The sequence below is a fragment of the Actinokineospora sp. NBRC 105648 genome (assembly GCF_030269645.1).
In the GTDB taxonomy this organism is placed as follows: domain Bacteria; phylum Actinomycetota; class Actinomycetes; order Mycobacteriales; family Pseudonocardiaceae; genus Actinokineospora.
The window spans coordinates 1-17,700 of record NZ_BSTR01000081.1 but is presented as its reverse complement, the minus strand read 5'-3'; the positions used below and the strand labels follow the sequence as shown (position 1 = coordinate 17,700).

Sequence of the window (17,700 nt, the reverse complement as noted above, 5' to 3'; positions counted from 1 at the left end):
CCCGACAAACAGACACCAAACTGGCATCATATTCATCTCAAAGGAACCCACAAATGGGGTTCTATATTCAAGCTCTACTGGCTTAAATCGGCACACTGTTGAGTTCTCAAACAACACACGCACATCCAGGTCGGCCGCCGGAGCGACCTAGCCAGAGGCTGGCACTGCAAGCTTGTCTGTCTCGAACTTGTCGAGGTCACCCACTCTACCACCATCAGGCGGGAGCTTGGTTCGTGACCCCTGCGGTCTGGCGCTCGGCCCCGGTTTCCCTGGCCCGTGTCGCGCTGACAGAGAGAAAGTTACACGGCCGGAAACCGGGGGTCAAATCGCGCCCCCACAGACCCATCACAGAGGGAAACCGCAGGTCAACACCCCTGTGACGGGCCTTGAAACCAAGGTAACCCACCTGATCTCCGCTGTGTATGTGACCGCGATCACATCAACTTTCTCGCTCGGGGCCGGTTTGACCGCCCCATAAGACGTGTGACCTGCGGAAACGGCCGCGGCCGCCGATCCGGGGAGGATCGACGGCCACGGGGCGGACCACTCGGACGGAGGGCTGAGGGCCCACCGGGTCAGAGGGTGATCAGGGAGTGGTCAGGGCTTGACCTCGACACCCGCGGTGTTGCGCTTGCCCCGGCGAAGGACGAGCCACTTGCCGTGCAGCAGGTCCTCCCCGGTCGGCGTCCACGCCTCGTCGGTGACCTTCGCGTTGTTCACGTACGCGCCGCCCTCGTTGACCGTGCGCCGCGCCGCGCCGCGGCTGTCGGCCAGGCCGGAGGCGATGAGCAGGTCGACGATGGTCGGCTCGTCGGCCAGCTGGGCCGTCCCGGTGGGCGCCTCGGCCATCGCGGCGTCGAGGGTGGACAGGTCCAACCCGGCGAGTTCCCCGCGCCCGAAGAGGGCCTGGCTTGCGGCGATCACCTGCTCGGTCTCGCGCTCCCCGTGCACCAGCGTGGTGAACTCCGCCGCCAGCCGCTTCTGCGCGGCGCGCAGGTGTGGGCGTTCGGCGGTGTCGGCCTCGAGCGCGTCGATCTCCTCCCGGTCGAGGAAGGTGAACAGCCGCAGGTAGCGCACGACGTCGGCGTCGCCGACGTTCACGAAGTACTGGTACCAGGCGTACGGCGAGGTCATCGCCGGGTCGAGCCAGACGTTGCCGCCGCCGGTGGACTTGCCGAACTTGCGGCCCTCGGCATCGGTGACCAGCGGCGCGGTCAGCGCGTGCACCGCGGCGCTCTCAACCCTGCGGACCAGCTCGACGCCGCCGATGATGTTGCCCCACTGGTCCGAGCCGCCTACCTGCAACGAGCACCCGTGCGACTGGTGCAGCCGCAGGTAGTCGTGGGACTGCAAGAGCAGGTAGCTGAACTCCGTGTAGGACATGCCGTCGGACTCAAGTCGGCGCTTGACGGTCTCCCTGCCGAGCATGACGTTGACCGAGAAGTGCTTGCCGACGTCGCGCAGGAAGTCCAGGACGGACACGTTCTGCGTCCAGTCGAGGTTGTTGACCACGACCGCGCCGGTGGGCGAGTCGTCGAAGTCGACGAAGCGCTCCAGCTGGCCGCGGATGCGACCTGCCCACTCGGCGACCACGTCGGTGGTGTTGAGCGTGCGCTCCCCTGTGTCGCGCGGGTCGCCGATCATCCCGGTGGCCCCGCCCGCGAGCACGATGGGCCGGTGTCCCGCGCGCTGGAAGCGGCGCAGCATGAGCAGCGGGACGAGGTTCCCCGCGTGCAGGCTGGGCGCGGTGGGGTCGAAGCCCGCATAGAGGGTGAGTGGGCCCGAGTCGAGATCCTTGCGCAGTGCGTCGAGGTCGGTGGACTGCGCGATCAGGCCGCGCCAGGACAGCTCGTCGAGGATGTGTTCACTCACGCGGGCTATCTTCCCCCGGCCTCTTACCGCCTCACCACCGGGTTTGCCGGGCGCAGCCGGACGGGGCCGCGCGCGGTCGACGGGTCCACGGGCTCCCCGTGCTGGGTGATCTCCAGTTCGCCCGCGGCGGCCATGCGGGCGGCTACCGCGCGCACCGGTTCCATCAGGTCGCGCCAGTCGTCCGCGCTAAGAGCACGTGCGACCTCGGACGGACAGGCGGTCGTGCCGGGCGCGCAACGAGCCAACCGCGCTCGGATGGCGGTGGCGATGTCGGCGTCGGTCACCTACCCAGCATCGCCCAGGTCAGCGCGGTCCGCTGATGGTGGGGACGTCCCGGACTTGACCGCGCTTGCCACCGAGGCGGTAAGCGCTTACCGACTTGGAGCCGTCTACCCAGAACCGCCAAGGGATGTCCACGGCGACGGCTACGCCTACCCGTGGCCCTACGCAGACCCCTTCCGGGGGCACGCGTTCGCCTAAGAGCAGCCGGACAGGGGAAGAGGGGTCGGTGAGGTTGAGCCCGTTGTGCGCGCGGTCGAGGCCGAGCACGCCGGTAAGGCGGGCGGGGCCCTTGGCCAGTTCGGCGTCGGAGCGCGCGTTTGGTCTGCGAACACGGGCCAGGTCGACGCCCTCGATGATCTCGGCGGCGCGGAGGAGTACGGCTCCCGGAACGCCGTCGGTGAGGGCCACGACGTTGGCGCAGAAGTGCATGCCGTAGACGAAGTACACGTACAGGTGCCCCGCCGGGCCGAACATCACCTCATTGCGCGGCGTCCGGCCGCGGTAGCAGTGCGAGGCCGGGTCGTCACCGCCCCGGTACGCCTCCACCTCGACGATCCGCGCGCGGACGCGGCCCTCCGGGCTGTCGGCCTCCAGGTGGGCGCCGAGCAGGAAGCGCGCGGCGTCCACCGGGTCGACGGCCAGCTCATCGCGGGAGATCAGCCGCACGGCAGGACCAGCGGGCCGTTCGCGGTGATCAGCTCGGCGCGTAGGCCCACCTCGCCCGCGCTGACGTCCAGGGTGACCCCGAGCGCGCCCAGGCGGGCCCGGATGAGGTCGGGGTCCGGGTGGGTCGCGCGCAGACTCGACAGCCGAGTGCCGCGGGCCGCGGTCGTCGACGGGTGCGGGGTGTCGCCCCACTCGATCAGGAAGGGCACGAGCCCGGCGGCGGCGTCCGGCTCCGGGATGGCCAGGCGCCAGTTGAGTTCGACGCCGTCGGAACGGGTGCGCGACATGGCCAGGGGCTCTCCCGGGTCGTAGCCCCCCGCGCGGGCGTGCTCGACGGCGGCGTCCAGGTCGTCGACGCGGATGCACCACGTGATGGTGCGGGCGGCGGTGAGCTGATCGATGCCGAACAGGCGCGGTGGACCCGTCTGCTCCAGGTCGGGCCCGATGACCTCCAGGTAGCCGCCGTCGCCGAGGTCGGCCAACGCGTTGCGGGTGCCCAGGCCCGCGTGCGCGCCACCGGGGCTCAGCTCGATGCCTTGGGACGCCAGGTCGGTGGTGGTGCGGGCGAGGTCGGGCGTGCCGTAGACGAGGTGGTCGAACGCGGTCATGCGGTGGCCCTCCAGGCGATGTCCTGCAAGAACTCGGCGTCGGCGTCGGACAGGTCGGTCAACGGCCCGACCTCGCCGAGGACACCCTCGGAGTCGACGGTGGTACCAGTGATCCGGTGCGGGCGCCCCCGCGGATCGATGCCGAAGAGGGTCGCGGTCAACACACACGCGGCGAGGTAGGAGCCAGCGGGCGCTGGATGGCTGGCGTCGGCGTCGTGCAGCACCAAATCGGGCCGTTCGCGTAGAGCCATTGCCCAGGCAGGTCCTACCGGGGCAACGGTTGCGCCTAACTCGTCGCCGATAGAGCGGTAAGCGTTGTCGAGGGCCTCTTGTGCGCCGGGGTCGTCTCGGCGCGCCCAGGTCAGGTAGAGCACCGGACTCGCGCCCGCGCCGAGGATGTCCGGAACAGCGCGGCGCACGGCGGTGTGGAAACGCGCGGGGTCTTGCGGACGCGGGATGCCGTCTACGACTAGGTCCCCGCCAAGGGTGCTCTGCTCCTGCAAGACGACGAAGTCGGCCCCCTGCGCGAGATGCGCTGACGGCTCCCCGCTGGCCCACGTTGTGTCGAGGGCCGCGCCGCCGGTGGCGATGACCGCCACCGACACGGCGCGTTCCGGTCGCGCGAGCGCGACCACCATCTCGGGGAGGTTGTGGAAGTACGTGAAGCTGTTCCCCACGAAGAGGACGCGCGCTACTTCCTGATTACCTGTTCCGCCCACGCCCGGTACTCCTCGATCCGCCCCACGACCCGGTCACGCTGCTCCGCGACGCGCGCGGGTGCGGTGCCACCGTACGCGTCGCGGGAGGCGATGGAACCGGCCACCGTGAGCACCTCGCGGACCCGCGCGGTGAGCGCCGGGTTGACCTCGGACAGCTCCGCGTCGGTCAGCTCGTCGAGCCCGACCCCGCGCGCCTCGGCGCGGCGCACGCACTCCCCCGCGGCCTCGTGCGCGACCCGGAACGGCACGCCCTCGCGCACCAGCCACTCGGCGATGTCGGTGGCCAGGGTGAACCCGGCGGGCGCCAGCGCGGCGAGCCTGTCGGTGTCGAAGGTGAGCGTGGACAGCAGGCCGGCGAGCGCGGGCAGCAGCAGTTCGAGCTGGGCGACGGAGTCGAAGACCGGCTCCTTGTCCTCCTGCAGGTCGCGGTTGTAGGCCAGCGGCTGCGCCTTGAGGGTGGCCAGCAGGCCGGTCAGGTTGCCGATCATCCGGCCGGACTTGCCGCGGGCCAGCTCGGCGACGTCCGGGTTCTTCTTCTGCGGCATGATCGAGCTGCCGGTGGCCCAGGAGTCGTGCAGGGTCGCGTAGGAGAACTCGGCGGTCGTCCAGATGATCACCTCTTCGGCGATCCGGGACAGGTTGACCCCGAGCATGGCCACCACGAAGGCGAACTCGGCGGCGAAGTCGCGGGACGCGGTGCCGTCGATGGAGTTCTCGGCGGGCGCGTCGAAGCCCAGCTCCTCGGCGACCGCGGCCGGGTCGAGCCCGAGGGAGGAGCCCGCGAGCGCCCCGGAGCCGTAGGCCGAGACCGCGGCGCGGACGTCCCAGTCGCGCAGCCGGTCGACGTCGCGCAGCAGGGCCTGGGTGTGCGCGAGCAGGTGGTGGGCCAGCAGCACCGGCTGGGCGTGCTGGAGGTGGGTGCGCCCGGGCATGGCGGCGTCGGGGTGGCGCTGCGCCTGCAAGAGCAGCGCCTCGACCACGTCGAGGGTGCCGCCCGCGACGACCCGGGCGGCGTCGCGCAGGTACATCCGGAACAGGGTGGCGATCTGGTCGTTGCGGGAGCGGCCCGCGCGCAGCTTGCCGCCCAGCTCGGTGCCCGCCCGCTCGAGCAGGCCGCGCTCGAGGGCGGTGTGCACGTCCTCGTCGGCCGGGACCGGGCTGAACGCCCCGGAGACCACGTCGGCCTCCAGGACGTCCAGCGCGGCGATCATGCCGCGGAGCTCGTCGTCGTCGAGCAGGCCCGCCTTGTGCAGCACCCGGGCGTGCGCCCGGGACCCGGCGATGTCGTAGCGCGCCAGGCGCCAGTCGAAGTGGGTCGACAGGCTCAGCGCGGACATGGCCTCGGCCGGTCCGGAGGCGAACCGCCCACCCCACAGTGCGGTGGGTTCCTGCTCGGTCACGATCGTCCTTCCTTGACACGGTGACTCAGTGGTGCGACTGATCAGTGGTGCGGTGACTCAGTGACTCAGTGACTCGGTGGTGCGGTGACTCGGTGGTGCGGGGCGGCCTCAGTGCTGCGCGCGCCGGGCGGCGATCTTCGACGGCAGGCCCCACAGCTGCACGAAGCCCTTGGCCAGCGACTGGTCGAAGGTGTCGCCCGCGTCGTAGGTGGCCAGGTTGAAGTCGTAGAGCGACTGCTCCGAGCGGCGGCCGTTGACCACCGCGCGGCCCGCGTGCAGGGTCATCCGGATGTCGCCGGAGACGTGCGCCTGGGTCTCGGCGATGAAGGTGTCCAGGGCGTCCTTGAGCGGGGAGAACCACAGGCCGTCGTAGACCAGCTCGCCCCAGCGCTGCTCGACGGTCCGCTTGAAGCGGGCCAGGTCGCGCTCGACGGTGACGTTCTCCAGCTCCTGGTGCGCGGTGATCAGCGCGATCGCGCCGGGGGCCTCGTAGACCTCGCGGCTCTTGATGCCGACCAGCCGGTCCTCGACGATGTCGAGGCGGCCGACGCCCTGGGCGCCCGCGCGCCGGTTGAGCTCCTGGATGGCCTGCAGCACGGTCACGGTCTCGCCATCGATCGCCACCGGGACGCCGCGGTCGAAGGTGATCACGACCTCGTCGGCGTCGCGCGGCTCGGCCGGGTTGGCGGTGTAGTCGTAGACGTCCTCGATCGGGGCGTTCCAGATGTCCTCGAGGAAGCCCGTCTCGACCGCGCGGCCCCAGACGTTCTGGTCGATGGAGTACGGCGACTTCTTCGACACGTCGATCGGCAGGTTGCGGTCCTCGGCCCAGGCGATCGCCTTCTCCCGGGTCCAGGCGAAGTCGCGGACCGGGGCGATCACCTTGAGGTCGGGGGCGAGCGCGCCGATCCCGACCTCGAAGCGGACCTGGTCGTTGCCCTTGCCGGTGCAGCCGTGCGAGACGGTGGACGCGCCGTGGTACTTGGCCGCCTCGACCAGGTGCTTGACGATCACCGGGCGGGAGATGGCCGAGACCAGCGGGTAGCGGTCCATGTAGAGCGCGTTGGCCTGCAGCGCGGGCAGGCAGTACTGCTCGGCGAACTCGTCGCGGGCGTCGGCGACGACGGCCTCGACCGCGCCGCACTCCAGCGCCCGCTTGCGGATGGTGTCGAGGTCCTCGCCACCCTGGCCGACGTCGACCGCCACCGCGACGACCTCGGCGCCGGTCTCCTCGGCGATCCACCCGATCGCCACCGACGTGTCCAACCCACCGGAGTAGGCCAGGACCACCCTGTCACTCATTGCTCTCTCCTTGCTTTGCCGAGTCTGTGCCGGGCGGCGGCGGTGCCGTCGCGGCCCGGGAGGCCATCGCCATGAACCGGGCGGCCAGCACCAGGCCGGTCACCGGTTCGCGGCAGATCACCATGAGCGTGTCGTCACCGGCGATGGTGCCGACGACCTCGTGCAGTGCGGCCCGGTCGATCGCGCTGGCCAGGAACTGCGCGGCACCGGGCGGGGTGCGCAGGACGGTCAGGTTGGCCGAGCCGTCCGCGGAGACCAGCAGCTCGCTGAGCAGCCGGGTCAGCCGGGACGTGCCGCCCTGCACGCCGCGGACGGGGTTGCCGTCCTCGGGGATGACGTAGACCGGGGCGCCGCCGTCGGCACCGCGCAGCTTGACCGCGCCGAGCTCGTCCAGGTCGCGCGAGAGGGTGGCCTGGGTGGCCTCGATCGCCTCGGCGTGCAGCAGCGCGGCGAGCTCGGTCTGGCTGCGGATGGCCCGCTCGGCGACCAGCTCGACGATGCGGGCCTGCCGGGCGGCGCGGGTGGCGGCGGAGGTGGTCACGGTTGCGACACCAGCCAGCTCAGCAGCGCCTTCTGGCTGTGCAGGCGGTTCTCCGCCTCGTCCCAGACCGCGCTGGCCGGGCCGTCGATGACCTCGTCGGTGATCTCCCAGCCGCGGTGCGCGGGCAGGCAGTGCAGCACGATCGCGCCGGGCGCGGCGCGGGTGAGCAGCTCGGCGTTGACCTGCAGGGTGCGGAAGGAGCTGACCCGGTCGCGGCCGTCGTTCTCCTGGCCCATCGACGTCCAGGTGTCGGTGACCAGCACGTCGGAGCCCTCGACCGCGGCGTGCGGGTCGGTGTGCACGGTGACGCTGCCGCCGGTCTCCGCGGCCCGGGCCCTGGCGTCGAGCAGCACGTCGGCCTGCGGCTGGAAGCCCTGCGGGGCGACCACCCGCACGTGCATCCCGGCGGTGGTGCCGCCGAGCAGCAGCGAGTGGGCCATGTTGTTCGCGCCGTCGCCGAGGTAGGTGGCGGTGACGCCCGCGAGGTGGCCGTGCCGCTCCTCGATGGTCATCAGGTCGGCGAGCACCTGGCACGGGTGGAACTCGTCGGTGAGCGCGTTGACCACCGGGACGCTCGCCGCCGAGGCCATCGCCTCGATGCGCTTCTGCGCGTAGGTGCGCCAGACCACGACGTCGACGTAGCGGGAGAGCACCCGGGAGGTGTCCTCGATGGTCTCCTCGCGGCCCAGCTGCATGGTGCGGCCGTCGACGATCACCGAGGTGCCGCCCAGCTGGGCGACGCCGACCTCGAAGGACACCCGGGTGCGGGTGGAGTTCTTCTCGAAGATCGCGGCCACCGACCTGCCCTCGAGGGCGCGGTGGGCGAGCGGCTCGGCCTTGAGGGTCTTGGCGAGGTCCAGGACGGCCCGCTGCTCGGCCGGGGTCAGGTCGTCGTCGCGCAGGAAGTGCCTGGGCACGGCTCAGCCCTCCTGGGCGGTGTCGAGGATGGCGGGCAGCGCGGCGACGAACTCGTCGGCCTCGCCCTCGGTCAGGATCAGCGGCGGGGCCAGTCGGACGGCGTCCGGCTGCACGTTGTTGACCAGGAAGCCCGCCTCGGCGGCCACGGCGGCGACCCGGGCCGACACCGGGGCGGTGAGCGCGACACCGAGCAGCAGGCCGGTGCCCCGCACGCCCGAGACCAGCGGGTGGTCGAGCTGCTCGATGGCCGCGGTGAGGTCCTTGCCGAGCGCGGCGACGTGCTCGAGGAGACCGTCGGCGGCGATGGTGCGCAGCACGGCCAGGCCGGCCGCGGCGCACACGGCGTTGCCGCCGAAGGTGGTGCCGTGGTGGCCGGGGGCGAACAGGTCGGCGGTGGCGCCGACGGCCACGCAGGCGCCCAGCGGCAGGCCGCCGCCGAGGCCCTTGGCCAGGGTGAACACGTCCGGGACGATGCCCGCCTGCTGGAAGGCGAACCAGCTGCCGAGCCTGCCGACGCCGGTCTGCACCTCGTCGAGCACCAGGAGCGCGCCCGCCTTCGCGGTGATCTCGCGGGCGGCCTGCAGGTAGCCGTCGGGGGCGGGTACGACGCCGCCCTCGCCGAGCACCGGCTCCAGCACGAGCGCCGCCGTGTCGGAGTCCACCGCGGCGCGCAGGGCGTCGACGTCGCCGAACGGGATGTGCGTGACGCCGGGGACCAGCGGCTCGAACGGGGTGCGCTTGGGCGGCTGGCCGGTGAGGGTGAGCGAGCCCATGGTGCGGCCGTGGAAGGCGCCGTCGGTGGCGATGACCTTGGTGCGACCGGTGAGCCGGGTGAGCTTGAACGCGGCCTCGTTGGCCTCGGCGCCGGAGTTGCAGAACACGACCTTGGCGTTGCCGCTCAGGCCCGCGACGTCGAGCAGCGCCTCGGCGAGCTCGACGGCGACCGGGTTGACGTAGAGGTTCGAGGTGTGCGCGATCGTGCCGATCTGCTCGGTGACCGCGGCCACCACGGCCGGGTGCGCGTGGCCGAGCGCGTTGGTGGCGATGCCGCCGACCAGGTCGAGGTAGCGCTTGCCGTCGGCGTCCCACACGTGCGAGCCCGCGCCGCGCACCAGCGCGATCGCGGGCGTGCCGTAGTTGTCCATCAGCGCGGACTTCCACCGCGCCTGGCCATCCACATTGGACTCGATCATGGCTTCTCCCCCTCGTCCGGCAGCACCAGGGTCCCGACGCCGCCGCTGGTGAACACTTCGAGCAGCACCGAGTGCGCGAGCCGCCCGTCGATCACGTGCGCGCGCGGGACACCGCCGGTGACCGCGCGCAGGCAGGCCTCCATCTTCGGGACCATGCCGCTCTCCAGGCCGGGCAACAGCTTCTCCAGCGCGCTCGCCCGGATCTCGTGCAGCAGCGACGAGCGGTCGGGCCAGTCGGCGTAGAGGCCCTCGACGTCGGTGAGCACGACCAGCTTCTCCGCCTTCAGCGCCACGGCGAGCGCGGCGGCGGCGGTGTCGGCGTTGACGTTGTGCGTCACGCCGTCGCGGTCGGCGGCCACAGTGGACACGACCGGGATGCGGCCCGCGGCGACGATGTCGAGCACCGCGGCCGGGTCGACCGCGACCACGTCGCCGACCAGGCCGAGGTCGACCTCGGCGCCGTCGACGACCGCGGTGCGCCGCTCGGCGGTGAACAGGTGCGCGTCCTCGCCGGAGATCGCGACCGCGTAGGGGCCGTGCTGGTTGACCAGGCTGACCAGCTCGCGGCTTACCTGCCCGGTGAGCACCATCCGGACGACGTCCATCGCCTCGGGCGTGGTGACCCGCAGGCCCGCGCGGAACTCGCTGGGGATGCCCATCTTGGTCAGCATCGCGCCGATCTGCGGTCCGCCGCCGTGCACGACGACCGGCCGCAGGCCCGCCAGCCGCAGGAAGACCATGTCCTCGGCGAAGGCGCGCTTGAGCTCGTCGTCGACCATGGCGTTGCCGCCGTACTTGACCACCACGAGCGCGCCGTGGAACCGCTTGAGCCACGGCAGGGCCTCGATGAGGACCGCGGCCTTCTGGCTGCTCATGACGAGTACGCGCTGTTCTCTTCGACGTAGGCGTGCGAGAGGTCGGTGGTCAGGATGGTGCCGGTGCCGGTGCCCGCGTGCAGGTCGATCTCGACCAGGATGTCGCGGCCGGACAGGTCGGCGGCCGAGCGGTCCTCGCCGCGACCGCCCGCGCGGCAGACGGTGGCGCCGTTGAGCGTGATGTCCAGTTTGGACTGGTCGAACTCGGTGGGGGCGTTGCCGACGGCCATCGCGATCCGGCCCCAGTTGGGGTCGCTGGCGAAGAACGCGGTCTTGCACAGGTTGTCGACCGCGACCGTGCGCGCGGTGGCGACGGCCTCGGCGTCGGTGGCGGCGCCGCGCACGGTGATCGTGACGTGCTTGGTGACGCCCTCGGCGTCGGCCTGCAACTGGGCGACGAGGTCGGCGCAGACCGCGGTCAGCTGCGTGGTGAACGCCTCCGGGTCGACCCGCACGCCAGAGGCGCCGGAGACCAGCAGGAGCACGGTGTCGTTGGTGGAGGTGCCGCCGTCGACGTCGAGCCGGTTGAAGGTGGCGTCGACGGCCGAGCGCAGCGCGTCGTCGACGATGGCCGAGTCGAGCACCGCGTCGGAGGTGATGACGCTGAGCATGGTGGCCATGTTCGGCGCGCACATGCCCGCGCCCTTGGCGAAGCCGCCGATGGTCCAGCCGTCGGCGTGGGTGAGCGCGGACTGCTTGGGCACGGTGTCGGTGGTCATCACGGCGGTGGCCGCGGCCAGGCTCGCCTCGGCGTCGTTCGCCAGGTCGGCGGCCGCGAGGTCGACCCCGGCGCGGATCGCGTCCATCGGGAGCCGCTCGCCGATCAGGCCGGTGGAGCAGACGGCCACGTCGATCGCGCCGACGCCGAGCACGTCGGCGACCTTCTCGGCGGTGGCGTGCGAGTCCTGGAAGCCCTCGTGGCCGGTGCAGGCGTTGGCGCCGCCGGAGTTGAGGACGACGGCCTTGAGCGAGCCGGTAGTCAGGACCTGCTGGGACCACAGCACCGGCGCGGCCTTGACCTTGTTGCGGGTGAACACGCCCGCGGCGGCGGTGGACGGGCCGTCGTTGACGACCAGCGTGAGGTCGGGCTTGCCGTTGGTCTTGATGCCCGCGGCGACCCCGGCGGCCCGGAAGCCCGCGGCGGCGGCGACACCCTGCTTGCGATCGATCCCGGTCACGGCGCGACCCCCACGGTGGACAGGCCCGCGGTCTCCGGCAGGCCCAAGGCGATGTTCATGGACTGCACGGCGGCGCCCGCCGTGCCCTTGGTGAGGTTGTCGACGGCGGCGACCACGACCAGGCGGCCGAGGTCGGCGTCGACGGTGACCTGCAGCTGCACGGCGTTGGAGCCGAGCACGGCGGCCGTGGTGGGCCACTGGCCCTCGGGCAGCAGGTGGACGAACGGCTCGTCGGCGTAGGCCTTGGTGTAGGCGGCGCGCACGTCGCCGTCGCCGGTGAGCTGGGCGCTGCAGGTGGCGAGGATGCCGCGCGGCAGCGGGGCGAGCACGGGGGTGAACGACACGGCGACCTTGGCACCGGCCACCGCGCTCAGGTTCTGCGTGATCTCGGGGGTGTGCCGGTGGGCGCCGCCGACGCCGTAGGCGCTCAGCGAGCCCATGACCTCGGACCCGAGCAGGTTGGCCTTGAGGCTCTTGCCCGCGCCGGAGGTCCCCGAGACGGCCACGACGACGACCTCGGGCTCGACCAGGCCGTGCTGGAGGGCGGGCGCGAGGGCGAGCGAGCTGACCGTCGGGTAGCAACCGGGGACGGCGACGCGCTTGGCGTGCCGGAGGTCGTCGCGACCGCCGGGGAGCTCGGGCAGGCCGTAGGGCCAGTGGCCGGCGTGCTCGCCGCCGTACCAGCGGGTCCAGTCGGCGGGGTCCTTGAGCCGGTGGTCGGCACCGCAGTCGATGACCAGGACCTCGTCGCCGAGCTGGGCGGCGATGGCCGCGGAGTGGCCGTGCGGGAGGGCGAGGAACACCACGTCGTGGCCGCCCAGGGTGGTCGCGTTGGTCTCGCCGAGGACCCGGTCGGCCAGCGGGAGCAGGTGCGGCTGGTGCTCGCCGAGCCGCGAACCGGCGCTGCCGCCCGCGGTCAGCGCGCCGATCTCGACCTGGGGGTGGGCGAGCAGGAGCCGCAGGAGCTCCCCTCCCGCGTACCCACTGGCTCCCGCCACCGCGATCCGCACCGTCATGTGGATGATTATGCACGCCCATGCAAAGCCAACCAAATGAATATCACTCGGAGGTGGCGCAACCCACTGGCATCCTGGGGGCGTGGCGCTGTTCGTGCACCTCACGTCGGAGAAGAACGTCCGGAGCATCGTGCGGACGGGGATCAAGGCGGGCAAGCGCGGCGTGTTCTGCCTGCCCGCGCTGATGGCCTACTCCGTGTCCCACCAGTGGTTGCGGGAGCTGCGCAGGAACGGGGCGCGGACGTTCGTCGCGGTGGACTTCAGGGTGCCGGACAGCGAGGTCGTGACCGTCGGCCACTACAACGCGACCCCCCGGGAGATGACCGCCGCCGAGGCGATCGGGGTGGTCCGGAGGCAGGAGGACGCCCTCGGGTACGAGATCGTGGTCCGGCGGTCGATCGCGCGCGGGGAGTTGCACCGGGTGCGCCATGTGAAGCAGGTGACCGGGTGGCGGTACGCGCCCGGGGAGAACGGGAAGCGGCCTTGCGGTTGCGGGGCCTGCGTGCCGGCGGGGGCGATCAAGTCCGCGGACATCCGGGCGCGGTACGGCGACCCGCCCACGCCTAAGAAGCCCGAGCTGATGGCGCAATTGGCGGCGGCCACAGACACCTTCGACATCTGCGTGGCACTCATGTCGCTCGCCACGCGCAGCCGTGGGGACGCGGAAGCGCTCGCGTACCTGCTTGACCACCCGGATCCTGAGGTGCGTTCCTGTCTCGCGATAGCGCTTGGGGCCTACCGCGGCCGGGTAGCCGTCGACTACCTACGGCGCCTCTTGAGCGATCCGGACCAAGAGGTCAGCGAAGATGCGGCCGAAGCGTTAGGACAGGGCGAAACGGGGTTGGGCGCGAGCGTCGGTGAGGGCCAGATCGGCTAAGAGGTCACCCAAGGCCGGGAGGAACTTGAAGCCGTGGCCGGAGAATCCCGCGGCTACGACTACCGGGCCCACTCGGTCGAGGATGAAGTCCTCGTTGGCCGTGGTGGTGTAGGTGCAGCTGATCGGGGTGAACTGGTCCGGGTCGACGCCGGGGAGCCACTCGCGGGCGTAGCGGCGCAGGGCGGCGAGCTGCGTGGGTTCGGGACGGAAGTCGCGGTGGTCCGGGTCGCACTCGGGGCCGACGCCGTGGAAGCCCGCCTTGATGCCGAAGCCGGGGGTCGCCAGGCCGTAGACACCGCTCGGGTAGCCGTCCTCGGGGGCCAGGTGGTGGGAGAACGCGGGCCAGTCGGCTGGGTGGTCCAACGCGAAGTACGCGGGCTGTTCCTGGGTGACCCGCAGCGGCGGTAGGGCGACGACACCGTCGAGCAGCTTGGCCGACCACGCGCCGCCCGCCACCACGACGCGGCGGGCGCGGTAGGTGTCTTGCGCGGTGCGCACCTCGACGTGGTCGGACAACGAGCGGATCTCCGTCACAGGCGTCTCGTGCCGCACGACGGCGCCGTGCGCGACTGCGGCGGCTTGCAAGGCCGCCACGGCGTTGTCCGCGTGCAGGGTGCCGGTGAGCGGGTGGTGGAAAACCCTTCCCTCATAACGGATCCCCGGCCACCGTTCGCTCGCCGCGGCCGGGGAGAGCCACTCCCCCGGCGTGCCTGCGGCGGCCAAGGCGGCGGCGAGGGGGTCGAGGTTCGCGGTGCGGCCGTGGGTGATGCCGCCCGTGAGCTCGAGGACAGACCCGAGCTCGCGCCAGAGCGGGAGCGCCCGCAGCGCGAGCTGGACGTAGTCGGCCTCGGGGTAGGCGACGCGGAAGATACGGGAGGCACCGTGCGAGGCGCCATTGGTATGACCGGGGGCGAAGCGTTCGAGCAGCAGGACCTCGACACCGCGCGCGGCCAGCCGCCAGGCGGCCGCCGAGCCGACTCCACCGCCACCGACGACGACCGTGTCGACCACGTCAACCGCCACAGTCAACCTCCTGACAACTCTTGTCAATCCTCAGTGGACAGACCGGTCACGACCGGGTTTCCCCGCCACAGCGTGGATGTCGGCGCAGGTCGGCGTCCACGCCTCTCACATCGTGAACACCGGTTTCACCGCGCGTGGGCCGACCTAGCATCCACCTGGTCGAGAAACCTGGAGGAGCCTTGACTTCCCTGCCCACCGCACGCGCCCCGGTCACCGAGCCGCCGGACGACCTGCTGTCCCAGAAAGTGGTACCGCTGCGCCACCCGTGGCGCTGGGTGGCCGGTGCCGCCGTGCTCGTGGTGCTCGCCCAGGCGGCGCACGCGCTCATCACCAACCCGGTGTTCCAGTGGGACGCCTTCGGGTACTGGTTCTTCCGCCCGGTCGTGATCGAGGGCCTGCTGCTGACCCTGCAGCTGACCGCGTTGAGCGCGGTCTTCGGGCTGCTCGGCGGGATCGTGCTGGCGCTGATGCGGCTCTCGCGCAACCCGGTGCTGCGGGCGGTGTCGTGGGGCTACACCTGGATCTTCCGGTCGATCCCGCTGATCGTGCTGCTGCTGTTCCTGGCCAACGTGACCGCGCTCTACAGCACGCTGAGCCTGGGCATCCCGTTCGGCCCGTCGTTCGTCGAGTTCAGCGCGAACGACCTGCTCAGCTTCTTCGTGGTGGCGGTGCTGGGCCTGAGCCTGAACGAGGCGGCCTACGCGGCCGAGGTCGTGCGGTCCGGGATCATCTCGGTGGACCAGGGCCAGTTGGAGGCAGCGGCCGCGTTGGGCCTGCCGAAGGGGCGGCAGTACCGGCGGATCATCCTGCCGCAGGCCACCCGCGCGATCATCCCGGCGTACGCCAACCAGCTCATCGGACTGCTCAAGGGCACCTCCGTCGTCTACATCACCTCACTGCTGGAACTGTTCGGCGTGGTGCAGACCCAGGCCAGCACCAACAGCGGCCAGATCATCCCGCTCCTGATGGTCGGCACGGTCTGGTACGTGATCCTGACCAGCGCTTTGTCGGTCGTCCAGTACTACCTGGAACGCCGCTTCTCCCGAGGCGCACTGCGCACCGTGCCCGCCACACCGCTGCAACGCTTCCGCGCCCGACTGCGCAGCGCGGGGGTGGCGCGATGACGGCAGCGGTGAGCGTGCGCGGGGCAATCAAGTCCTACGGGCACAACCGGGTTCTCGACAACATCGACTTCACCGCCGAAAGCGGGCGGGTGACCGCGGTCATCGGCCCGTCCGGCTCCGGCAAGTCGACGCTCTTGCGCGCCATCAACCACCTGGAGGCGCTGGACAGCGGCTTCGTGAGCGTCTACGGCGAGCTGATCGGCGTGCGGGTGCACCGGGGCAGGCTCAAGGAACTGAGTGAACGCGCGATCCTGCGGCAGCGCTCGCGCATCGGGTTCGTGTTCCAGAGCTTCAACCTGTTCCCGCACTTGAGCATCCTGGAGAACGTCGTCGAGGCCCCGGTCGCCGCACGACAGGTCCCCCGACTCGAAGCCGAGACCCGCGCGCGGGAACTGCTGGCCAAGGTGGGACTCGCCGACAAGGTCGACGCCTACCCCCGCCAGCTCTCCGGCGGCCAGCAGCAACGCGTCGCCATCGCCAGGGCACTGGCGCTCCAACCCCGGCTGCTGCTCTTCGACGAGCCCACCTCGGCCCTGGACCCGGAACTGGTGGGCGAGGTGCTGGCCGTGCTGCGCGACCTGGCCACCGCGGGCACCACGATGATCGTGGTCACCCACGAGATCGGCTTCGCCCGCGAGGTAGCCGACCACGTCGTCTTCCTCGACGCGGGTCGGATAGTCGAACAGGGCCCACCGGCCGAGGTCCTGGTGAACCCCACCCACGACCGAACCCGCGAGTTCCTCAGCAAGGTCGTCTGAACCCCCATTCTTGAGAGAGGACACACCATGCGCGAGAAAGTGTTCACCGCCGTACTGGCCGCCGTCGCCACGGCGAGCACCCTGACGGCCTGCGGTTCATCCGAGACCCCGGCCGCGGCCGCCGTCGACGCCAGCGGCAACCAGGTGGTCACCGTCGCCGCCAACACCGCCGACGCCACCTCGCTGCAACTGACCGTCCCCAAGGTCGATGCCATCCGCGCCAAGCTGCCGAAGTCGTTACTGGACCGGGGAACACTGGTCATCGGCGTCGGCGCCCTGCCCAACGGCTTCCCCCCACTGGCCTACATCGGCACCGACCAGCACACCCTGACCGGAGCCGAACCCGACCTGGGCAGACTCGTCGCGGCAGTGTTCGGCCTGAAGCCCGACGTCCAGAACGCCTCTTGGCAGAACCTGTTCGTACGCCTGCAGAGCGGCCAGTTCGACGCAGGCTTCACCAACATCACCGACACCGAGGAACGCAAGGCCCAGGGCTTCGACTTCGCCTCCTACCGGGAGGACAACCTCGGCTTCGAGGTGAACAAGGCCAACCCCTGGAACTTCGACGGCACCTACCAGAGCCTGGCGGGCAAGGTGGTGGCGGTAGACACCGGGACCAACCAGGAGAAGATCCTGCAGGAGTGGCGGACCAAGCTCCAGGCAGAAGGCAAGACCCTGGAGATCAAGAACTTCGCGGACAAGAACAGCACCTACCTGTCCCTGTCCTCCAGCCGCATCGACGCATACTTCTCACCGAACCCCAGCATCGCCTACCACGTGACCCAGACCGCGCCGACACCGAACCCAACCCGAAGCGCGGGCAAGTACTCGGGCGCGGGCTCGACACTGCAAGGCCTGATCGCCGCCACGACCAAGAAGGACAACGGCCTCGTCGAACCACTGGCGGACGCGATCAACTACCTGATCGACAACGGGCAGTACGGGAAGCTGCTGGCAGCGTACAACCTGTCGAACGAAGCCGTGAAGAAGTCGGAGATCAACCCGCCCGGCCTCCCGAAGACGAACTCTTAGGCGGGCAAGGGAAGAGAAGGAAGCTCTTGCTACTGAGCCAAAGCGACCCGAACCCTTCCCCACCACCTGAAGCACCATGGATCCACCCACCACCCACCCAACCACAGCCGAAGGCCGCCCCCCGCTGGCACACAACAAGATCCCGTTCCCCAGCTGGTACCGCAACGGATAGGCCGACCACGCTGGTACGCAATGCCCGCTACGGATGCTCGATCTAGTGGACTCGCTTCGTGTGGGGGGAGAGCACCGCTAAACTTGCCGTGGGTGGGGATGCCCTTACCTGCCCTTTTCTCTCCACCGCGGTGCTCTAGGGGCC

At 70.9% G+C, this 17,700-nt stretch carries 18 protein-coding genes; 4 read left to right on the top strand and 14 right to left on the bottom strand.

All coding sequences use genetic code 11. The annotated features are described in order from the left end of the window. Nucleotides 1-597: 597 nt before the first annotated feature. From tyrS to argC, 13 genes are all read right to left on the bottom strand, one after another. Nucleotides 598-1,872 (bottom strand): tyrosine--tRNA ligase, encoded by a 1,275-nt coding sequence (gene tyrS / locus QSK30_RS35770; protein WP_285509849.1) that lies wholly within the window; start codon nucleotides 1,870-1,872, stop codon nucleotides 598-600. Nucleotides 1,873-1,895: 23 nt separating this feature from the next. Further along, a complete protein-coding gene (locus QSK30_RS35765; RefSeq protein WP_285509848.1) occupies nucleotides 1,896-2,156 on the bottom strand; it encodes a DUF3253 domain-containing protein in 261 nt (86 codons plus the stop codon). 19 nt (nucleotides 2,157-2,175) lie between these two features. Then, the gene (locus QSK30_RS35760; RefSeq protein ID WP_502871937.1) at nucleotides 2,176-2,820 is read right to left on the bottom strand and encodes a DNA-3-methyladenine glycosylase; all 645 of its coding nucleotides are present in this window, start codon (nucleotides 2,818-2,820) and stop codon (nucleotides 2,176-2,178) included. After that, nucleotides 2,811-3,428, bottom strand: a complete 618-nt coding sequence (locus QSK30_RS35755) for a VOC family protein (protein ID WP_285509847.1) — start codon at nucleotides 3,426-3,428, stop codon at nucleotides 2,811-2,813. Before QSK30_RS35755 ends, QSK30_RS35760 begins: the two co-directional genes overlap by 10 nt. Then, complete coding sequence (locus QSK30_RS35750) at nucleotides 3,425-4,105, bottom strand: hypothetical protein (RefSeq protein WP_285509846.1); 681 nt, start codon at nucleotides 4,103-4,105, stop codon at nucleotides 3,425-3,427. Before QSK30_RS35750 ends, QSK30_RS35755 begins: the two co-directional genes overlap by 4 nt. Nucleotides 4,106-4,119: 14 nt before the next feature. After that, nucleotides 4,120-5,547, bottom strand: a complete 1,428-nt coding sequence (gene argH, locus QSK30_RS35745; RefSeq protein WP_502871936.1) for an argininosuccinate lyase — start codon at nucleotides 5,545-5,547, stop codon at nucleotides 4,120-4,122. Between the two features lie 108 nt (nucleotides 5,548-5,655). Beyond that, entirely contained in the window at nucleotides 5,656-6,849 is a 1,194-nt protein-coding gene (locus tag QSK30_RS35740) for an argininosuccinate synthase (protein ID WP_285509845.1), read from the bottom strand. Then, nucleotides 6,842-7,390 carry an arginine repressor gene (locus QSK30_RS35735; RefSeq protein ID WP_285509844.1) on the bottom strand — a complete coding sequence of 183 codons (549 nt, stop codon included), beginning with the start codon at nucleotides 7,388-7,390 and terminating at the stop codon, nucleotides 6,842-6,844. The genes QSK30_RS35740 and QSK30_RS35735 overlap by 8 nt, the downstream gene beginning before the upstream one ends. Continuing rightward, a complete protein-coding gene (gene argF / locus QSK30_RS35730; RefSeq protein WP_285509843.1) occupies nucleotides 7,387-8,307 on the bottom strand; it encodes an ornithine carbamoyltransferase in 921 nt (306 codons plus the stop codon). Before argF ends, QSK30_RS35735 begins: the two co-directional genes overlap by 4 nt. A 3-nt stretch (nucleotides 8,308-8,310) precedes the next feature. Next, nucleotides 8,311-9,501, bottom strand: a complete 1,191-nt coding sequence (locus QSK30_RS35725; RefSeq protein ID WP_285509842.1) for an acetylornithine transaminase — start codon at nucleotides 9,499-9,501, stop codon at nucleotides 8,311-8,313. After that, the gene (gene argB / locus QSK30_RS35720; protein WP_285509841.1) at nucleotides 9,498-10,376 is read right to left on the bottom strand and encodes an acetylglutamate kinase; all 879 of its coding nucleotides are present in this window, start codon (nucleotides 10,374-10,376) and stop codon (nucleotides 9,498-9,500) included. The genes QSK30_RS35725 and argB overlap by 4 nt, the downstream gene beginning before the upstream one ends. Next, the gene (gene argJ, locus QSK30_RS35715) at nucleotides 10,373-11,545 is read right to left on the bottom strand and encodes a bifunctional glutamate N-acetyltransferase/amino-acid acetyltransferase ArgJ (RefSeq protein WP_502871938.1); all 1,173 of its coding nucleotides are present in this window, start codon (nucleotides 11,543-11,545) and stop codon (nucleotides 10,373-10,375) included. Before argJ ends, argB begins: the two co-directional genes overlap by 4 nt. A gap of 5 nt (nucleotides 11,546-11,550) precedes the next feature. Continuing rightward, nucleotides 11,551-12,570 carry an N-acetyl-gamma-glutamyl-phosphate reductase gene (argC, locus tag QSK30_RS35710; protein WP_285509839.1) on the bottom strand — a complete coding sequence of 340 codons (1,020 nt, stop codon included), beginning with the start codon at nucleotides 12,568-12,570 and terminating at the stop codon, nucleotides 11,551-11,553. An 82-nt stretch (nucleotides 12,571-12,652) separates the two neighbouring features. On the opposite strand from argC, the gene QSK30_RS35705 reads away from it, so the two are divergent. Continuing rightward, the gene (locus tag QSK30_RS35705) at nucleotides 12,653-13,447 is read left to right on the top strand and encodes a HEAT repeat domain-containing protein (protein ID WP_285509838.1); all 795 of its coding nucleotides are present in this window, start codon (nucleotides 12,653-12,655) and stop codon (nucleotides 13,445-13,447) included. On the opposite strand, the gene QSK30_RS35700 is transcribed toward QSK30_RS35705, so the two are convergent. Beyond that, the gene (locus QSK30_RS35700; RefSeq protein ID WP_285509837.1) at nucleotides 13,391-14,470 is read right to left on the bottom strand and encodes an FAD-dependent oxidoreductase; all 1,080 of its coding nucleotides are present in this window, start codon (nucleotides 14,468-14,470) and stop codon (nucleotides 13,391-13,393) included. The genes QSK30_RS35705 and QSK30_RS35700 overlap by 57 nt on opposite strands. Nucleotides 14,471-14,649: 179 nt before the next feature. Here QSK30_RS35700 and QSK30_RS35695 point away from each other — a divergent pair, with 179 nt between their 5' ends. The 3 genes from QSK30_RS35695 to QSK30_RS35685 are packed head-to-tail and all read left to right on the top strand — an operon-like array spanning nucleotide 14,650 to nucleotide 17,384. After that, a complete protein-coding gene (locus QSK30_RS35695) occupies nucleotides 14,650-15,594 on the top strand; it encodes an amino acid ABC transporter permease (RefSeq protein ID WP_352231679.1) in 945 nt (314 codons plus the stop codon). Further along, on the top strand, nucleotides 15,591-16,352 hold the full coding sequence (locus QSK30_RS35690) for an amino acid ABC transporter ATP-binding protein (protein ID WP_285509836.1): 762 nt from the start codon (nucleotides 15,591-15,593) through the stop codon (nucleotides 16,350-16,352). The genes QSK30_RS35695 and QSK30_RS35690 overlap by 4 nt, the downstream gene beginning before the upstream one ends. 27 nt (nucleotides 16,353-16,379) lie before the next feature. Next, the gene (locus tag QSK30_RS35685; RefSeq protein ID WP_285509835.1) at nucleotides 16,380-17,384 is read left to right on the top strand and encodes a transporter substrate-binding domain-containing protein; all 1,005 of its coding nucleotides are present in this window, start codon (nucleotides 16,380-16,382) and stop codon (nucleotides 17,382-17,384) included. Nucleotides 17,385-17,700: the final 316 nt, after the last annotated feature.

Bases quoted from the DNA above. Each gene is read 5' to 3' on its own strand.
- QSK30_RS35755 (WP_285509847.1), bottom strand. From the start codon at position 3,428: ATGACCGCGTTCGACCACCTCGTCTACGGCACGCCCGACCTCGCCCGC.
- QSK30_RS35740 (WP_285509845.1), bottom strand. From the start codon at position 6,849: ATGAGTGACAGGGTGGTCCTGGCCTACTCCGGTGGGTTGGACACGTCG.
- QSK30_RS35725 (WP_285509842.1), bottom strand. From the start codon at position 9,501: ATGATCGAGTCCAATGTGGATGGCCAGGCGCGGTGGAAGTCCGCGCTG.
- argB (WP_285509841.1), bottom strand. From the start codon at position 10,376: ATGAGCAGCCAGAAGGCCGCGGTCCTCATCGAGGCCCTGCCGTGGCTC.
- argC (WP_285509839.1), bottom strand. From the start codon at position 12,570: ATGACGGTGCGGATCGCGGTGGCGGGAGCCAGTGGGTACGCGGGAGGG.
- QSK30_RS35690 (WP_285509836.1), top strand. From the start codon at position 15,591: ATGACGGCAGCGGTGAGCGTGCGCGGGGCAATCAAGTCCTACGGGCAC.
- QSK30_RS35685 (WP_285509835.1), top strand. From the start codon at position 16,380: ATGCGCGAGAAAGTGTTCACCGCCGTACTGGCCGCCGTCGCCACGGCG.